Below are 16,207 nucleotides of genomic sequence, written 5' to 3'. Positions count from 1 at the left end.
GCGAAGCCCTCGCCCGCCGACGGCCGATCTGGCCGGCACCTCCCTCTCCCTCCCTCCCAGCGACGATTCGGGCTCACACGACGGCCGGCCGCCCCGGCGCGCCGCGACGCACAGCGCATCGGCGTCTCCGGCGACGAGCCGGCCGGCGATCGGGCCCGCTGGCGCTCCGACGGCCGACGCGCGGCGAGCGCTCGGTGCGCGCGCGGAGGACGCGGTGGTCGCTCACCTCGCCGCGCAGGGCGTGGAGATCGTCGCGCGCAACGTGCGGGTCGGGCGGCTGGAGATCGACGTGGTCGCGCGCGACGGCCCCGTCATCATGATCATCGAGGTGCGGACGCGCGGCGCCGGCTCGTACGTCCGCGCCCTTGACAGCATCGACGCGAGCAAGCGCGGCCGCGTGCGGCGAGCGGGCGAGCGGCTCTGGCGTGCCACGTTCTCGCGCGTGCGCGGCGTGGAGCGGATGCGCTTCGATGCCGCGTCCGTGACGTTCCTCCCGAGCGGAGAAGCGACCGTCGAGATCATCAAGGCCGCATTTTAGCGCGGCCTGATATCCTCCTATTTTTGGCTTGATTTCGGGCTGGATTTGGACGGCGCGTGCGTCGATCGACCGCGCGCGGAATCGATCACGCGTCGAGCTGCTCCTGCATCTCGCTGCGGAGTCGCTTCAGCTGGGAGAGGCCCTCGGGATCGATCTCCATCGTCCCCTTCTCGGCGCGCGCCCCCGCCTCGAGCTTCTCGAGGATCGCATCCATCTTGGCGATCTTGCCCTGCTGGCGCGCCCTCAGGTCCTCGACCATCTTCTCGAACGCCTCGAAGAAGTGCTGGAGCTCGTCGCCCTTCCGGAGCTTCTCGCGCACGACCAGCTTGCCCTCGCCGACCTGACGGAGCAGCCGCTTCATCTTGAAGATCGGCCCGGCGATCTTGTGCGTGAAGACGATGCCCGCGATGCCGACGCCGAGGACGAGCAACGACAGCAGCGCGACGATGAGGCGGAGCAGCATCTGCTGGTTGTTGGCGACGTCGGCGGCCTGCCGCTCGAGCGCCTCTGCCCGCTGCTGCAGCGTGGCCGCGTCGCGCTCGAGCCGCGACTGCTCGTCCTTGAGCTTGCTCTCGTCGCGCTGCGCCGCCTCGCCAAACGTCTTCGCGAGCTCGGGGTCGTCCTTGTACTCCTTCGCGATGTTCATCGCGACGACCTCGCTGACCCGACGGCTCTGGACGAGCACCTCCTGGCCGCGCTTCACGGTCTCCTGACCCTGACGGACGGTCTCTTGTCCCTGCTGCACGGCGCTGCGGCTCTGCTCGATGATCTTCGAGCTCGCGTTCCAGAGGAGGATCCCGAGCGCCACCGAGAGCGCAAGGCTGATCCCCACGAGGAACCCCGTGTATTTCAGCTGGAAGTTCTGGTCGATCAGGTAGTTCCGCGCGCTCCGCTGGTAGCGCGCTCTGACCTCCGGCGCGGAGGTCTGCGGGGCCGTGCTGGAAGCGTCGCTCATGGGATCCTCGAAGCTGGCTGGAGATGACAAGGGTCGTGAGGCACAGGAAAAGCCAATATCGAGCAGCGAAGGTGCGTCACAGCGAGGCGACGACCTTGTGGAAGGTCTCGACCGCGTTCTCGACGCACATCTTCATCAGGATGTTCTCGCTCTGGACGTCTTTCTTCGGGGTGCCGCTCTGCGTGAGCTTCGGCGCGAACTCACCCTGGAGCGACTTGGACGGATAGGTCCACATGCTGACGCGGACCACCTGGGTGAGGTTGCCGCCCTGGTACACGGCGGGCTCGACCGTGGCGAGGAGATAGAAGCCCTTCAGCTTCTTGCCGTTCAGAATCTTCTTGCCTTGCGCCACCGTCTCGCCCTTGGGGGCGACCGCGTAGCCGGCCTTCGCGAGGATCTTCGACTGTATCGCGGCGCGCACGAGCGGCTCGATCTCGGACTCGGGGCGGCCGCTCTTGTTCGTGATCTCGATGGCCACGTAGTACTTCGTGTCCGCGCCCGGAGGCGGCGGCGCCACCGAGGCGCCCCCGCCCCCGCCGCCGGCGGACAGCGCCGCGATCGACTTCTGCATCTGCGACTTGACGGCCGGCGTCTGCTCGCGGCCCTCAGCGCGCTCCAGGCACGCGAGCCCCGCGGGCTTGCCGAGCTTGCCGAGCGCCGCGGCCGCCGCGACCTTGACGGACGCGTTGCTGTCCGTAAGCGCATCGCAGAGCGGCCTCGTGGCGGCGTCGTCTCCCGACGCGCCGAGCGCGAGCGCCGCCTGCGTGCGGACGCGATAGTCCTCGTTGGTCCTGAGCTGGTCGGCGAGGTAGCTCGTGCGCTGATCCGCGTAGAGACTCGTGGGTATCAGCGAGAGTACAAGCGTCACAACCAGCAACACGAGCACTGAAAAGGGCCGACGCATTCCACGTCCGACGATACACGAGCGCATCGCCGCGGTGGCGATCGGATCAGCAGGTCTACACCCGAAATTTGGTGCGCACACGCTCGCACTTTTGCCTTGCATTCGCTCGCTCCTCGCTGCGACCAGACTGGACGGTTTGACGCGGCCTGCCCGCGGCGCTTCAACGCATGAAACATGTTGGGCTCACGGCGAACACGGCTTCACCATCCGCTTATCTACCCACCCGCTACCGCCATCGAGCCGACGCGCTGCCGCGAGCTCCCGTGCACGTCCGCTCACGTCCGCTTACGTCCGCACTCGCCGCTTGCTCGCTTGCTCGCGCCGCAGGCGCCGGGCGACCGAGCAAGCGGCGCTGCCGCGGATCGGCTTCCCCTTGCCCGTGCCGTGTCCGCGTGACGGATAATGCGCGACCATGACGAGGAGCTCGCCGGAGGCCTTCGGAAGATGCGCGGACTGAGACGATGCCTGCCGTGGGCGCTCCTCGCGGCCACGGCGCTCGCGGCGGCGCCCGCGGCGCACGCGCAGACGCAAGGTGCGCCGCTCCGCATCCATGTGCGAGGAAGCGCGCAGATCGAGGCGGTCGCGTGGACCGAGCCCGATGGGTTCGTCGTGCGCGGAAGCGTCGTCGACGACGCGCGGAGCGCGATCGCGGAGGCGCCGCTCTCCATCGATGCCCTCACGAGCGCCGGTGCCCCTGCGGTCCTGCCGGCGGTGGATGCGTGCGCGGCCGACGACGCGGCGCGCGCCCGCGAGCCCCGCCCCTCGCAAGGCGGCTACGTGATCGCGACAGACGAGCGCGGCGGCTTCTGCCTCCGCGGGCGCGCGCCGCTCGCGGACGCGACGCTGCGCATCCGGTTCGCAGGGGGAAAGCTCTACGACGCGGCCGAGGCGAAGATCCCGATCGAGGCGCACGCGGCCCCGCTCGCGCCGGTGATCCTCCGGTTCGATCCGCCGGTCGACGCGGTCGATCTGGATCGCCCGACGGTGAACGTCACCGTGGCGCTCCGGCTCGATCGCAGCGGCGCGCGCGGCTCCGGGGTCGGCGCGCCGTTCGAGCGCGAACGGCTCCCGATCGTGCTCGAGGACGAGCGCGGCGCGCGGCTCGCGGAGGCTCCGACCGGCGGCGACGGCCGCGCGCGCTTCGAGCTCCCGACCGAGCGCCTCGACGGCGCTGGCCAGGGCGTGCTGCGCGCGCGCTTCGATGGAACCGCCACGCTCGCGAAGGCGAGCGTCAGCCAGGGCGTCGTCCGGTACGCGCAGGTCACGCTCGATCTGTCGCATCCTGTCGAGCCGGCGCGCGCGGAGGATGGCGTGCCGATCGACGTCGAGGTGCGCTCGTCCCGTGGCCCGGTCGAGGGCGGCGTGGTCGAGGCGCTGCGCGCGGGCGAGCCCGTCGGGGCGGCCACCGTGACCGGCGGCAAGGCGCGAGTGATCGCCGCGTTCACCGCCGAGCGAGAGGGGACGGTCCCGATCGCGCTCCGCTACGTGCCCGCCTCTCCGTGGTGGATCCCCGGCGCGGAGCTCGCGATCGACGTGCCCGTCGCGGGCCCCGGGGCGTGGCGACAGATCGCGCTCGGCGCCGCCGTCCTCGCCATCGCGGGCTGGGTGCTCGGCGGCTGGCGGCGGGCGCCGAAGCGCGCTGCAACAACGCGCGCGGGCGACGAGCGCCCCGTCGCGCCGCCCGGCCGCGCCGGCGTGCGCGTCATGGGACCCCTCGAGGGCTCGACCGGCTGGCGTGGCGCCGTCGCCGACGCGCATGACGGCACGCCCATCGCGCGCGCCGAGCTCGTGATCGTCGTGCCCGCGTTCGACGGCAGCGGCGTCATCGCCCGCGCGCAGACCGACGACGTCGGCGAGTTCTCGATCGAGGCGCCGTACCGGAGCGACGCGAGGCTCGTGGTCCGCGCGCCGATGCACAGCAGCCATGAGCAGGCGCTCCCGTCGCCGAGCAAGCTGGGCATCGCGCTGGTCACGCGGCGCCGCGCCGTCCTCGATCGCCTCGTCCGCTGGGCGCGGCGCCAGGGAGCGCCCTTCGAGGGGCCGCCGGAGCCGACGCCCGGGCACGTGCGCCGCGTGGCGAGCAGGGTTCAGCAGCGCGAGGTCGAGCTCTGGGCGAGCCGGATCGAGCACGCCGCCTTCGGTCCCGATCCCGTCGACGAGCGGATCGAGCAGGACCTCGGTGCGGCGGAGCCCAAGCCGGGCGCCTCGCCGCTGGCCCCGTGAGCCAGGCGCACGGGGGCCCGCGCAGCGCCGGCCCCGACGCCGCGCCGATCTGGCGTTTCGCTGGCCGGATCACGTCCCCGCGCGACCGCACGTTGACGTATGGGGTGCGTCCCATATAGTCGGCTCCCTCGCCGGAGAACGCCAACGTGGAAATCGCCCTAATTATCGTCGGCCTCGTCGTGGTGGCGGCGATCGTCTACTTCGTCACGAAGAAGGCGCCGCCACCGGAGATCGCAGCGCCCCCCGAACCGAAGAAGCTCCAGGAGAAGGCGAAGCAGCCCTCCGAGAAGCCGGCGGACAAGCCGACCGAGAAGCCGCGTGCCCCGAAGAAGCCTCCGGCGGAGGAAGCTCCTCCAGCGAAGGCGAAGGAGCCCGCGCCGCAGGAGGAGCCGCCCGCGGCGGCGCCCGCCCCTGTCGAAGGGCCCGTCGCGCCGCCGCACGCCATCGAGCCGGCGGCGCACGAGCCCGCGGTCGCGGAGGCGCCCATCGCGCCCGCGATCGAGGCGCCGGCCGTCAAGCCGGCCGCCCGGCCAGCGCGGGAGACCGCGCCGCCGGCCGCGCGCAAGCGAGACATCGAGGGGCTCCGCAAAGGCCTCACGAAGGTGCGGGAGAGCGAGGGGTTCTTCGGCCGGCTCAAGGCGCTGTTCGCCGGCAAGAAGGAGATCGATCCCAACGTCGTCGAGCAGATCGAAGAGGTGCTGCTCACCTCGGACGTCGGCGTGAAGACGACAGAGCTCCTCCTCGACGAGATCCGCTCGGCGCTCAGCAGGAACGAGCTCGCCGACACCGACAAGGTCTGGGACGCGCTGCGCGAGCACGCGAAGCGCATCCTGCGCGTCGGCGCCGGCGGCGGGCTGCCGCTGAAGGCGCAGCCCACCGTGGTGATGGTGGTCGGCGTGAACGGCGTGGGCAAGACGACCACGATCGGCAAGCTCGCGACGCAGCTCAAGGCCGAGGGCCGGACGGTGGTGCTCGCCGCGGGCGACACGTTCCGGGCGGCGGCGGTGCAGCAGCTCAACGTCTGGGGCAAGCGCGTCGGCTGCGAGGTCGTGCGCGGCAAGGACGGCGCGAACCCCGGCGCGGTGATCTTCGACGCGATCCAGAAGGCGAAGGACACCGGCGCCGACGTGGTCCTCGCCGACACCGCCGGCAGGCTGCACACGAAGACGAACCTCATGGAGGAGCTGTCCCGGGTCGCGCGCACCATGAACAAGGCGCTCGAGGGTGCGCCTCACGAGACGCTGCTCGTGCTCGACGCAACGAACGGCCAGAACGCCATGCAGCAGGCCGCGCTCTTCAAGGAGGCGCTGCCCATCACCGGCATCGTGCTGACGAAGCTCGACGGCACCGCCAAGGGAGGCGTCATCCTCGGCATCTGCGCCGAGCATGGGCTGCCCGTCCGGTACGTCGGCATCGGCGAGCGCGCGGAAGACCTCCGCGAGTTCGAGCCCGACGAGTTCGTCGAGGCGATGCTCGGCCGCGCCAGCGGCTCCGAAGACGCGGCCGCCTGACGCGCGCTCCGCGGCGTGAGCGCCGGCGGCGCTCGATCTCTCCTCACCACCCAATCGCGCGGCTCGACACCGGTCCAACCAACGGGCGATGGCTCCGATGTCTCAGCACGCCGCGCCTCCGCCGCTGAACCCGTCAGGCGCCGCCATCGCGGCGCCCCCGGCCCAAGCACACCGGAGATCCGAGCCTGCGGTGATTGTGCAGCGAATCTGCTGCTCGGCGCGAGTCCACACGGTCGCGTGCCCTCAGCGAACGCGCCGGTCGTCCATGGCAAAAGGATTTGGTTGTTGATCCTTTTATTTTCGGCGTGATATAGTCCGTCGGGCTTGGCGGTTGACCGAATTATTTAATGAATTCGAGTAGTTAGGAAGCTGTACTACCTGGGCGATCGATCGCTCGCATCGCACGGACTTTGGAAGGGATGGCGATGAACCAGGCTCGCGTGGGGCTTCTCGTTGCGGCTGCGCTGGTCGCGGTGCCGCTTACGGCGTTGGCTCAGCCAAAAGAGCAACCCAAGGAAATCAACCTCGACGAGCCAGAGACTCCTGCCGAGGGCACGGAGCCGGTGGAGGCGCCCGCGGCCCCAACCGAGGGCGGCGAGACGACGGGGCTTGGGGACATCTGTGCGATCGACCCGACGGCGTGTCCCACGATCAATTTGGAGAAGGAAGCCGCGAAGGATCTCAAGAATGAGACCTACGCGGTGCAGCAGATCTACGCGCTGCGCTACCACCGCTTCGAGGTGAACCCGTACTTCGGGCTGACGATGAACGATCAGTTCGTCGGCCACAACGGGCCGGGGCTCGCGGTCAACTGGTACCTCACCAACGTCCTCGCGATCGGGGTCAACGGCAACTGGTACGGTGCCCTCAACACGCCGTCGGACTTCAACTTCCAGACGAGCAGGGCGGCGCGTATCGGCGAGCCGATCACCGAGTATCAGTGGAACGCGAATGCGAACTTCACGTACGTCCCCGCGTACGGCAAGTTCGCCGGGTTCAGCGACTTCATCTTCCACTACGACTTCTTCGTGCTGGGAGGTGTCGGCGCGATCTCGACGAGGCCCATGGCCGTCGTCGATCCGGACAACCGCACCTTCGACTGGAAGCCGAAGCTCTCCTTCCACGTCGGCGGTGGCCTCCGCATCTTCTTCAACCGCTGGTTTGCGGCGATGTTCGAGGTCAGCGACTACATCTTCTTCGACGAGCTCGAGAACCCCAGCGTCGCGGCGAACCCTCAGGACAAGAGCACCTGGCTCGCCGAGGGGAAGAGCTTCACCAACAACGTACAGGCGCAGGTCGGATTGTCGGTCTTCCTGCCGTTCTCCTGGGAATACCGGCTCCCGAAGTGAAGACTTTGGACGTGGGGACGCGCAGACGCCGAGCGCGAGACATAGGATGATTCAGCCAAAGACGGGGACAGGCATGATGCGTCGATTCGTCCAAAGCCTCTGCACCGTGGTTGCAGGGCTTACCGGCTGTGCACTTCTGATGACGGCTGCGCCCGCGGAGGCGCAGGAGATCCAGCTCACGGGTCCTCTGGCCGGCGCGCCGGCCGTGCGGAAGCTCCGGCTCCACCGTGACGGGCGGTTCGAGGTGGCTCCAGGCGCATCGTTCACGCTGCTGGACGAGTACCGGCGGACGATCATGCCGGGCCTGCGGCTCACCTACCACTTCACGGACTGGCTCGGCTTCGGCGCCTGGGGCGGGTACGGGTTTCAGTACAACACCGGGTTGACGGACGAGCTCCAGCGCGTCGCGATCGACGGGCGTAACTGCGACACCCAGCCGTTCACGAAGGCGTGCCAGCTGACCAGGGTCAACCTGACCAAGGGCGACCTGACGAAGGATCAGCTCGGACAGATCCAGTGGGTCGCAGCGCCACAGGTCACGGTCGTTCCCTTCCGCGGAAAGCTGGCGCTGTTCGCCGAGCTCTTCGTTGACACCGACGTGAGCTTCTTCGCTGGAGCCGCGGCGATCGGTGTGAAGGAGCGCAAGGAGTGCGGCACGACCAACCAGAACGCCTGCGCGGAGACCTTCGGGCTCGAGAGCCGCATGGCCTTCGCGCCGACGTTCGGCCTCGGCTGGAACTTCTACCCGTCGGACTTCATCGGCTTCGGCGCGGAGTGGCGCGCCCTGCCGTTCGCATGGAATACTTCGGGCTTCGACAACCACGGGCTCGGAACGGACGAAGCGTTCCCTGACCGCAAGGTGGACGACAAGGACCGCGAATTCCACTTCACGAGCATGGTCACCGTGAGCCTGAGTATTCAGTTCCCCACCGGCATCAAGACGACGGAGTAGGCGGCTGCGCCGGCTCGCGGTGACCGAGCCGGTCCGCCCGGGGTAGCTCGGGCGGGAAGCACCCTCTGCGAGAGCCACTCTAGCGGGGTGCAGGTTCGTGTGATACGGGCTCAGCCGCTAGGCAGGCGAGTGAGGCGTACGAGAGTACGCCTCAACGAGCCGAACGACGCGGATGGGCCCGTAGCGCACGAAGAAGTGCCCCGCCATGGCTCGGCTTGCGGCGGTCAGATCCGGCGACGATCGCCGGGTAGCTGGACCGGGCGGCGGGGACAGCCACCAGAGGTCAGCGTTGGGTATTTTCGATTTTCTCCGCAAAAGCAATCCCCCTGCCGGGGGCGTCCCCTCCGACAAGAAGGTGGCCGGGCCTGCGAAGGTCGTCGCGGACAAGCGTGCTCAGACGTACGACCGCCTTGACGCCATCCAGTCGCTCGCCGGGATGAAGAGCGCGGATGCGGCTGCGGCGCTCCTCAGGCGCTTCACGTTCTCGATCGACCCCTCCATCACGGATCAAGAGGAGAAGGACCTGGCTTTCCGGGGGATCGTCGATGCGGGCAAGGACGCGGTGCCGGCCGTGGTCGAGTTCTGCATCAAGGCCGAGGCGCTCACCTGGCCGCTCAAGATCCTGCGGGCGCTGCTCGACGACGCCGAGTACCGGACCGAGCTCGTCCAGCTGCTCGACCGCTTCGACACGGAGTACGCGCGCAACGTCGAGCCGAAGCAGCAGCTCATCATGGCGCTGGGCGACATCAAGGGCGACGACGTGCGGGTGGCGGTCGAGCGGTTCCTCGACGACGTCAACGAGACGGTCCGTTTCCACGCCGTGCAGACCATCTTTTCCCAGGGCGATGAGGCGAGCGTGCCAGCGCTGGTGAAGATGCTCGCGACCGAGGAGTCGGTCCGGGTGAAGAACAAGGTCGCCGAGGGGCTGATGACCCGGGGCTGGACGGTGCCGGCCGAGTTGCGGAGCGGCGCGAGCCAGGCGCTCCAGGACTCGAACGGCTTCAGCGTGGGCTCGGACGGCAAGCTCCGGAAGGGCGCTGGATACAGCTGACCCGGCGCGCATCGTGACAAGTCCGTTCGTCCTGCGATCAGGTTGACAGCATCACCGCGCGTGGACGAAACTCCACGCCATGCTTGTTCAGCCCTCGGCGGCAGCTGAGAGCGAAGCCGCGCAGACCGGCCCGCACAAGACGAAAGCGAGCGCAGTCCGTGATTGAGCACCGCTCATGGATGGCGGAGCTTCCGTCACGACGTCGTCCGCGGCACTCCAGCGACGCGCGCCCAGGCACGCTCGTGGGGAGCGCCCGTCGCGTCCCCCTCCGTCGCCTCCCCCTGTCACGCGCGCTCGCCGCGGCGTGCCTGCTGCCTTGCGCGCTCGTCGCGCGCAGCGCGGCCGCAGCTGACTTCGAGGTCGAGTCGACGACCGGCGTCCAGGCCTACGAGGTCGCGAGCCCCTGGGGCGACACGAACATCGAGCGGCGGCGGCTCCTTCAGACGCTGGGGCTCGCCGTCTACAACCTCCAGGGAGACTCCGCCCCAGGCGAGGCCGACTACTCGGCGACCGTGCGGCTCCGGCTCGACGCGGACTTCGGGATGAATGGCCACCTCGACGGCGCGCAGCGGGGCGGCGAGACCGACTACAGCATCGATGGCGGCTCGCGCTACATCCCAGGGCTGCGCGAGGCGCCCCTCGATCTGATGTACGCGTACGTCGAAGGGCGGAACGTCGCCAGCGGGTGGCTCGGCTTCCGGGTCGGCCGCCAGTACGTGAGCGACGTGCTCGGGTGGTGGTCGTTCGACGGCGCGCTCCTCCGGGTGACGACGCCCTACTACGTTCAACTCGAGGCGTACGGCGGGCTCGAGCAGCGCGGCGGCCTGCCGCTCTCCACATCGCGCTTCGAGCAGCAGGGGATCTGGCGCGGCAGCCACCGGGGATTCGGCGACGACCGGACTCAGCCCGGGAGTGCAGCCGATTTCCCGTCGTATCAGGAGGCCGATCTGGCGCCAGCGTTCGGCGTCGCGCTCGAGAGCGCCGGTCCTAGCTTCGTCCACGGTCGCCTCACCTACCGCCGCGTTTACAACCTGGGGACCTCGGTCACCCAGCAGTTCCCGGATCCGGGCGGAGGCGTCCGGACGTCCGATGGGTCGCGCATCTCGCAGGAGCGGCTCGGGTACGCCGCCAACATCAACAAGCCGGATCTCGGTGGCCTCAAGGGCGGAGTGACCTACGACCTCTACAACCAGCTCGTCGGCTCGTTTTACGGCGGCCTGGAGGTCTACGCCGGGAGCCGCGTCACGCTGGGGGCGGACGTCGACTACTTCGTTCCGACGTTCGACGCTGACTCGATCTGGAACTGGTTCACCCACGATCCCATCACCACGATCACCGGACGGGCGGCGGTGGACATCACCCGCGAGATCGATGTCGCGGCCTGGGGCGGCACGCGGATGTGGATCGCCGAAGGCAACCCGGAGGAGTTCGGCGCTGGCCAGTGCGAGGCGGTGGGGCAACCAGGCTGCGTCGGCACGACGTCGCTCGATCCGAATGACGGTGATCTCCGCGACTACGCGCGCGACGAGAAGAACCGCGCCGCGACGATCTCGACGGATGTGCTGGCGAACCTCGCGGGCCGTTACCGCACGCGCACGACGTCGGTCGAGCTGCGCGGGATGCTGCAGACGGGGGAGCGCGGGCGGCGGACGGGGGCCGATCTCTCGGGAGAGAAGCGGCTGAGCGGGCAGCGCTACGCGCTCGGAGCGCGGATGTCGCTGTACAACTGGGAGGATCCGCTCAGGCCGGACCGGGGCGCGACGTCGTTCGGATATGTCCTCGGGGCCGGGTATCGGCCTGGCGAGGTCGCAGATTTCAAGCTCGAGTGGGAGCACGACATGAACCGGCTGGTAGGCCAGCGCTTCCGGGTCGTCGGCCTCGTGAACCTGCGGGTGGCGCCGTGAGCGAGGATCGCATGGACGCAAGACAGGACGGCCGCCGCCGCGCTCGGCGTGACGAGGCGAGGTTCGTCCCTGGGTGGGTCGCGATCGTCGCATGCCTGGGCGCGCTGGCGCTCGCGATCGTAGGGCCCGAGGCGGCTGCCCAGCCGAAGCCCCCGGCGGCAGCAGGCGACGACAGCGCCGAAGGGGCAGATGACGACGCGGAGGAAGGCGACGCCGAGGGAGAGGCGCCCGCGAAGGCGCCGCCCGGCGGGTACACGTCGGGCCTCCACCCGATGCCCGCCGACGCGGAGGTGCCGCTGGCGTGGATGCCGCCCGGGACGAGCGCGACCCCGGTCCCGAGCGACGAGATCTACCCCCCGCAGACGCTGACGATCCGCTTCAACCACAAGAAGCACGTCAAGGGGCTCAAGCAGACGTGCAAGTCGTGCCACGGCGCGGCCTACACGAGCGGCGCGGTGACGGACCGGCTGCTGCCGAAGCCGAGCGAGACTTGCGACAACTGTCATGATGTCGATCACTCCGACCTCACCCAGGTGAAGGCGGGGACGAACGAGAACGGGCAGTGTGTGTACTGCCATATCGGGGAGAACGCTGGCAGCGACGGAAAGGTGGCGCCGCTCGTGCTGCCTCACGCCAACCTCCGCTTCCCTCACGCGAAGCACGTGAGCCGGAACATCAAGTGCAGCCAGTGCCACGGCCGCGTCGACCGGATCGAGCTCGCTACCCGTGATCAGCTGCCGCGCATGGCCGGCTGCTTCACGTGCCACAACATGAGCGGTGCGGCCCAGGGCGAAGCGAAGAGCGACTGCGACGTCTGCCACCTGACGCGCCCCGACGGGCGGCTCGTGACGGCGTTCGCCACGGGCGATCTGCTGCCACCCTCGTGGCTGCACAGCGCGGGGCACACGCCCGACTGGCTCGAGCGGCACAGGCAGATCGCCGCGAACGATAGCGCCTTCTGCGGGTCATGCCACAGCGCGAACTACTGCACCGACTGCCACGACGGGAAGATCCGTCCGCGCAACGTCCACCCGAACGACTTCCTCTCGATGCACCCGCAAGCGGCCCGGCAGGACAATCCTCGCTGCGTGAGCTGCCATCAGGAGCAGACGTTCTGTGCGGACTGTCACCGGCGGACGGGCGTGGCGCGCGAGGCGCCGAGCGCAGCGCGGCCCGCGGGGCGCCGCTTCCATCCCCCGCCGGCGGAGTGGACCACGGCGCCGAGGAGCGCGAAGCACCATGCCTGGGAAGCAGAGCGAAACCTGAATGCGTGCGTTTCCTGCCACACCGAGCGGGACTGCGCGACCTGCCACGCGACGCGCGGGGCGTCAGGCGGGCAAGGGCTGAACCCGCACCCGCTCGGGTTCGAGAGCAAGTGCAAGACGGCGTTCTCCCGGAACCCGCGTCCGTGCCTGGTGTGCCATCAGTCGAGCGACAGGTTCGTGCAGCGGTGCCAATGAAAAGTCAAAATCCGTCAGTATATTCCTTGCCCTGGCCTTCCGGCGACGGGTATAGCGAAGTGCGCGCGGCTTCCCTAACGATCGCCGCGAACGCCAAGGAGAACGGGCGTGAAGGAGCTGATCAAGTACCTGATCGACAACCTCTATCTCGATTTCCAGGGGGAAATCACGCTGGAGCAAGTGCGGGGCTTCCTCCGCGAAGACGACGGACGGGAGGCACGCCAACTTTTGTCGAAGCTCATCGAGGAGAAAGGGGTCGACGACATGCTGATCACGCTGGCCGACTGTCTCAAGGAGCACATCCAGTCCGGGGTGAACGAAAAGGTCGTCCGCGAGCAGCTCTCGCTCTACTCGGAGAGCTGAGCACGCTAGCTCGCGCGACACGCCTCGCCCCCCTCCCCCTCTGCCTGCAGGCGGCCCTCGTGACGGCCGGCTGCGACGTGGGGGAGGCCACGCTCCAGCCGATCGACGCCCCTCCTGTCCAGCTGATCGAGGCGCGAGCCACGACCAGCCTCGACCAGAACTACCAGCCCGTCCGCACCGCGCTCGATCCCACCGGGACGACCGAGGTCCTGTCGACCGCGAGCTTCGTGCTGAAGTTCGATCGCTACCTACTGCCTAGCTCGGTGAGCGCCACGGTTGGCGCCGAATCTGTGTGTGTCTCGGGCGATCTGGCTACGGTCCAGACCTACGCGGACTGCGTCAATCCGCTCGCCCTCGCGCCCACGTACAACCCTGTCCAGCGGGAGGTGATCTTCCGCCAGATCGAGGGCATGCCGGGTCTCGTTCCAGGGACCCGGTATGCGCTGACGGTCTTCAAGCCGGCGGACGAGGCTGCGCCGTCCGGCATCCGCGCGTTCGATGGCGCGCCCCTCGGCAGCAACGCGCGCATCGAGTTCACCGTCGCGGCGACGAACCCGCCTCAGGCGATGCCGGAGCGCCCGCCGAGCGGCGACTTCTTCTGCCAGCGAGACCTCGAGTGCGTCACGGCCACGGCAGCTTGCCAGGGCGACGCGCCCACAGATCCGACGTGCGTCGCCTGCGTCAGGGGCGCCGCGTACTACCTCTTCTACGGCTGCTTCGGGTGCCACAACGGCGAGAGCGCCGCCGCAGGGCTGGACCTGAACCTGGGCACGGCGTTCAACCAGCTCGATCCGCTGTTCGAGACCGCGATCGGGCGCACCGCGCACCAGACCCAGATGGGCGAGAAGGCGCACGTGGGGGAGGCATCCCCGGAGCGCTTCGGCAGGGCCATGCCGCTCATCGACCCGGGAAACCCGGGGAACAGCTACCTGCTCTACAAGATCCTCATCGGGCAGAGCGCGCTCGACCCCTCCTTGCCCGCCGATGCGGCGGAGAAGCTCCGCCAGGAGACCGAGCGGCTGCAGGCGGCGTTCGTGGTGGGGATGCCGATGCCGCCCCCGCCTTCAAACCCCATATTCTGGTTCCACCCCCAGAATCCGGACGATCAGTACACAACGCCGTACGTGGACGGCATGGACATCCTGTCCGCGTGGATCCTCAACGGCGCCGCGCCGCGAGACTGCTCCGCCCCGGCTGCGTCGCCCTGACGGCGCTTACGCGCCGTCACATCACGCGATTCCGCCCGGCCTTCTTTGCATGGTAGAGCCGCTCGTCGGCGCGGCGGTAGAGCTCCATCGGCGAGACCGGCGCGTCCGGCGTGACGCCGGCGACCCCGAAGCTCGCGGTGACAGCGACCTCGCCGTCCTCGAAGCGGAACGGCGTGCGCTCCACGAGCGCGCGCAGCTTCTCGGCGACCAGTCGGGCGCTGTCGAGGGCGATCTCCGGCACGAGCAGCGCGAACTCCTCCCCTCCGACGCGCGCGAGGACGTCGTCGCGGCGGACGTTCGCAGCGGCGAGCGCGGCCATCTGGCGGAGCACGGCGTCCCCCGTGAGGTGCCCGCGGGTGTCGTTGATGTTCTTGAAGTGATCGATGTCGAACATGATGAGCGCGAGGTGGCGATGGTAGCGGCAAGCCCGCGATACCTCGCGCTCCAGCGCGACCTCGAAGGAGCGCTTGTTGTGGACCTGCGTCAGACCGTCGAAGGTCATCAGCCGGTAGATCTCCTCGTGATACGAGAGCTCGACGTTCCCACCCTGGATGAACTTGAAGATCGTCCGACCGATCTTCACCTGGTCGCCGTCCTTGAGGGCGCGCTCATCGACGGAGACGTCGTTCACGTAGGTGCCATTGGTCGAGCCGAGATCGCGGACAACGTAGGTCATCCCCGTCCAGGAGATGCGCGCATGACGCCGGCTCACCGCGTCATCGTCGAGCGGGATATCGGTCTGTATCGCGCGCCCACACTCGATCGCCCCGGTCCCTAGCGCGATGCGGCGCCCGAGCTCGGTGCCGTAGATCACCACCAGGCACGCGGTGCCAGGCGCCACCGGCAGCACCGGCGGGGCGATCGCGGTGCAGGTGACGAGCGTCTGCCGATGATCGTTCTCTTGCTTCGCCACGCTAGGGGACCCAAGTACACCAGAGCCGACGTGCCGGAGCAACGCGCGTCGCGCGTCGGACATGGTAGGCTTCGACCATGAAACACTGCGGTTTCGCGCAGATGTGTGTCGCTGCCACGATGGTCGCCGGGCTCGCCTCTCCTCTGAGCGGGTGTGGCACGAGCTCGCCCCCGATCGACGAGGGCGACGCCGCGCCCGCGCCGCAACAACCCGAGATCGTCACCAGCTTTCCGGATGCTCCGCCGCTCCCGGGCGAGACCGAGTGCAAGGTCGTCGTCACGACGGGGATCCCCGTCACGTCGGCGCAACACGTGGCCACGTGCGCGCCTGTCCAGTACGCGACCAACCCGCCGAGCGGCGGAGATCATTGGGGCGTGTGGGCCGAGTACAAGCGCTTCGAGTCCGAGGTCCCGCGCGAGATGTACGTCCACAACCTCGAGCACGGCGCGATCGTCCTCGCGTACCGGTGCGCCTCGTCCGGCTGCGCAGAGGTGGAGGCGGTGCTCGACGAGGTGCGGGCCGAGGCAGCCTCCGATCCGAAGTGCCTCATGGCGCCCGGAGGGCCGGAGGCGCGCCTCGTGATGACGCCCGACAGCGCGCTGGACACCCCGGTCGCGGCCGCGGCCTGGGGCGCGACGTACACCGCGACGTGCCTCGACAAAGCGTCGCTCGCGCGCTTCGTGGCGGACCACTACGGCAAGGGCCCGGAAGACACGTGCAGCGACGCGGGGGCCGTCGATATCGATCTGCCAGACGGCGGCGCGCCGATCTGCGGCGAGGGGTCAGGCAGCGGCGGCGGCGGAGGCGGGGCAGGCGCGGCGGGGGGCGCTGCACCGGAGCCGTAACCGGGTTGACAGGTGGCTCCTCGCCCGGGAG

14 protein-coding genes are annotated in these 16,207 nt (G+C 69.2%); 11 read left to right on the top strand and 3 right to left on the bottom strand.

Going from position 1 to position 16,207, the window contains the following annotated elements:
- Positions 1–214 precede the first annotated feature (214 nt).
- On the top strand, positions 215–538 hold the full coding sequence (locus tag WME79_RS16545; protein ID WP_437536471.1) for a YraN family protein: 324 nt from the start codon (positions 215–217) through the stop codon (positions 536–538).
- 85 nt (positions 539–623) lie between these two features.
- On the opposite strand, the gene WME79_RS16540 is transcribed toward WME79_RS16545, so the two are convergent.
- Both WME79_RS16540 and WME79_RS16535 read right to left on the bottom strand, forming a co-directional pair.
- On the bottom strand, positions 624–1,493 hold the full coding sequence (locus WME79_RS16540; protein ID WP_437536468.1) for a HAMP domain-containing protein: 870 nt from the start codon (positions 1,491–1,493) through the stop codon (positions 624–626).
- A gap of 76 nt (positions 1,494–1,569) precedes the next feature.
- Complete coding sequence (locus tag WME79_RS16535) at positions 1,570–2,361, bottom strand: HEAT repeat domain-containing protein (RefSeq protein WP_437536465.1); 792 nt, start codon at positions 2,359–2,361, stop codon at positions 1,570–1,572.
- A 480-nt stretch (positions 2,362–2,841) separates the two neighbouring features.
- Here WME79_RS16535 and WME79_RS16530 point away from each other — a divergent pair, with 480 nt between their 5' ends.
- The 9 genes from WME79_RS16530 (at position 2,842) to WME79_RS16490 (ending at position 14,418) form a co-directional block, all read left to right on the top strand.
- Complete coding sequence (locus WME79_RS16530; protein WP_437536462.1) at positions 2,842–4,620, top strand: carboxypeptidase regulatory-like domain-containing protein; 1,779 nt, start codon at positions 2,842–2,844, stop codon at positions 4,618–4,620.
- A 146-nt stretch (positions 4,621–4,766) separates the two neighbouring features.
- Entirely contained in the window at positions 4,767–6,131 is a 1,365-nt protein-coding gene (ftsY, locus tag WME79_RS16525) for a signal recognition particle-docking protein FtsY (protein WP_437536459.1), read from the top strand.
- Positions 6,132–6,571: 440 nt separating this feature from the next.
- Positions 6,572–7,480 carry an outer membrane beta-barrel domain-containing protein gene (locus WME79_RS16520; protein WP_437536456.1) on the top strand — a complete coding sequence of 303 codons (909 nt, stop codon included), beginning with the start codon at positions 6,572–6,574 and terminating at the stop codon, positions 7,478–7,480.
- Positions 7,481–7,619: 139 nt separating this feature from the next.
- Positions 7,620–8,432 (top strand): hypothetical protein, encoded by an 813-nt coding sequence (locus WME79_RS16515; RefSeq protein WP_437536454.1) that lies wholly within the window; start codon positions 7,620–7,622, stop codon positions 8,430–8,432.
- A 289-nt stretch (positions 8,433–8,721) separates the two neighbouring features.
- On the top strand, positions 8,722–9,483 hold the full coding sequence (locus tag WME79_RS16510) for a HEAT repeat domain-containing protein (protein ID WP_437536451.1): 762 nt from the start codon (positions 8,722–8,724) through the stop codon (positions 9,481–9,483).
- 242 nt (positions 9,484–9,725) lie between these two features.
- Positions 9,726–11,387 (top strand): hypothetical protein, encoded by a 1,662-nt coding sequence (locus WME79_RS16505; protein WP_437536448.1) that lies wholly within the window; start codon positions 9,726–9,728, stop codon positions 11,385–11,387.
- A gap of 11 nt (positions 11,388–11,398) precedes the next feature.
- Positions 11,399–12,847 (top strand): cytochrome c3 family protein, encoded by a 1,449-nt coding sequence (locus WME79_RS16500; protein WP_437536445.1) that lies wholly within the window; start codon positions 11,399–11,401, stop codon positions 12,845–12,847.
- A gap of 108 nt (positions 12,848–12,955) precedes the next feature.
- On the top strand, positions 12,956–13,210 hold the full coding sequence (locus WME79_RS16495) for a hypothetical protein (RefSeq protein ID WP_437281815.1): 255 nt from the start codon (positions 12,956–12,958) through the stop codon (positions 13,208–13,210).
- Positions 13,211–13,269: 59 nt separating this feature from the next.
- Complete coding sequence (locus tag WME79_RS16490; protein WP_437536442.1) at positions 13,270–14,418, top strand: hypothetical protein; 1,149 nt, start codon at positions 13,270–13,272, stop codon at positions 14,416–14,418.
- Between the two features lie 16 nt (positions 14,419–14,434).
- Here WME79_RS16490 and WME79_RS16485 read toward each other — a convergent pair whose 3' ends face one another.
- Entirely contained in the window at positions 14,435–15,331 is an 897-nt protein-coding gene (locus WME79_RS16485; protein ID WP_437536439.1) for a diguanylate cyclase, read from the bottom strand.
- A 77-nt stretch (positions 15,332–15,408) separates the two neighbouring features.
- Here WME79_RS16485 and WME79_RS16480 point away from each other — a divergent pair, with 77 nt between their 5' ends.
- Positions 15,409–16,176 (top strand): DUF3105 domain-containing protein, encoded by a 768-nt coding sequence (locus WME79_RS16480; protein ID WP_437536436.1) that lies wholly within the window; start codon positions 15,409–15,411, stop codon positions 16,174–16,176.
- Positions 16,177–16,207: the final 31 nt, after the last annotated feature.

This window comes from Sorangium sp. So ce726, from assembly GCF_051521405.1.
GTDB lineage: Bacteria > Myxococcota_A > Polyangia > Polyangiales > Polyangiaceae > Sorangium.
This window is presented reverse-complemented; position numbering and strand designations above follow the sequence as displayed.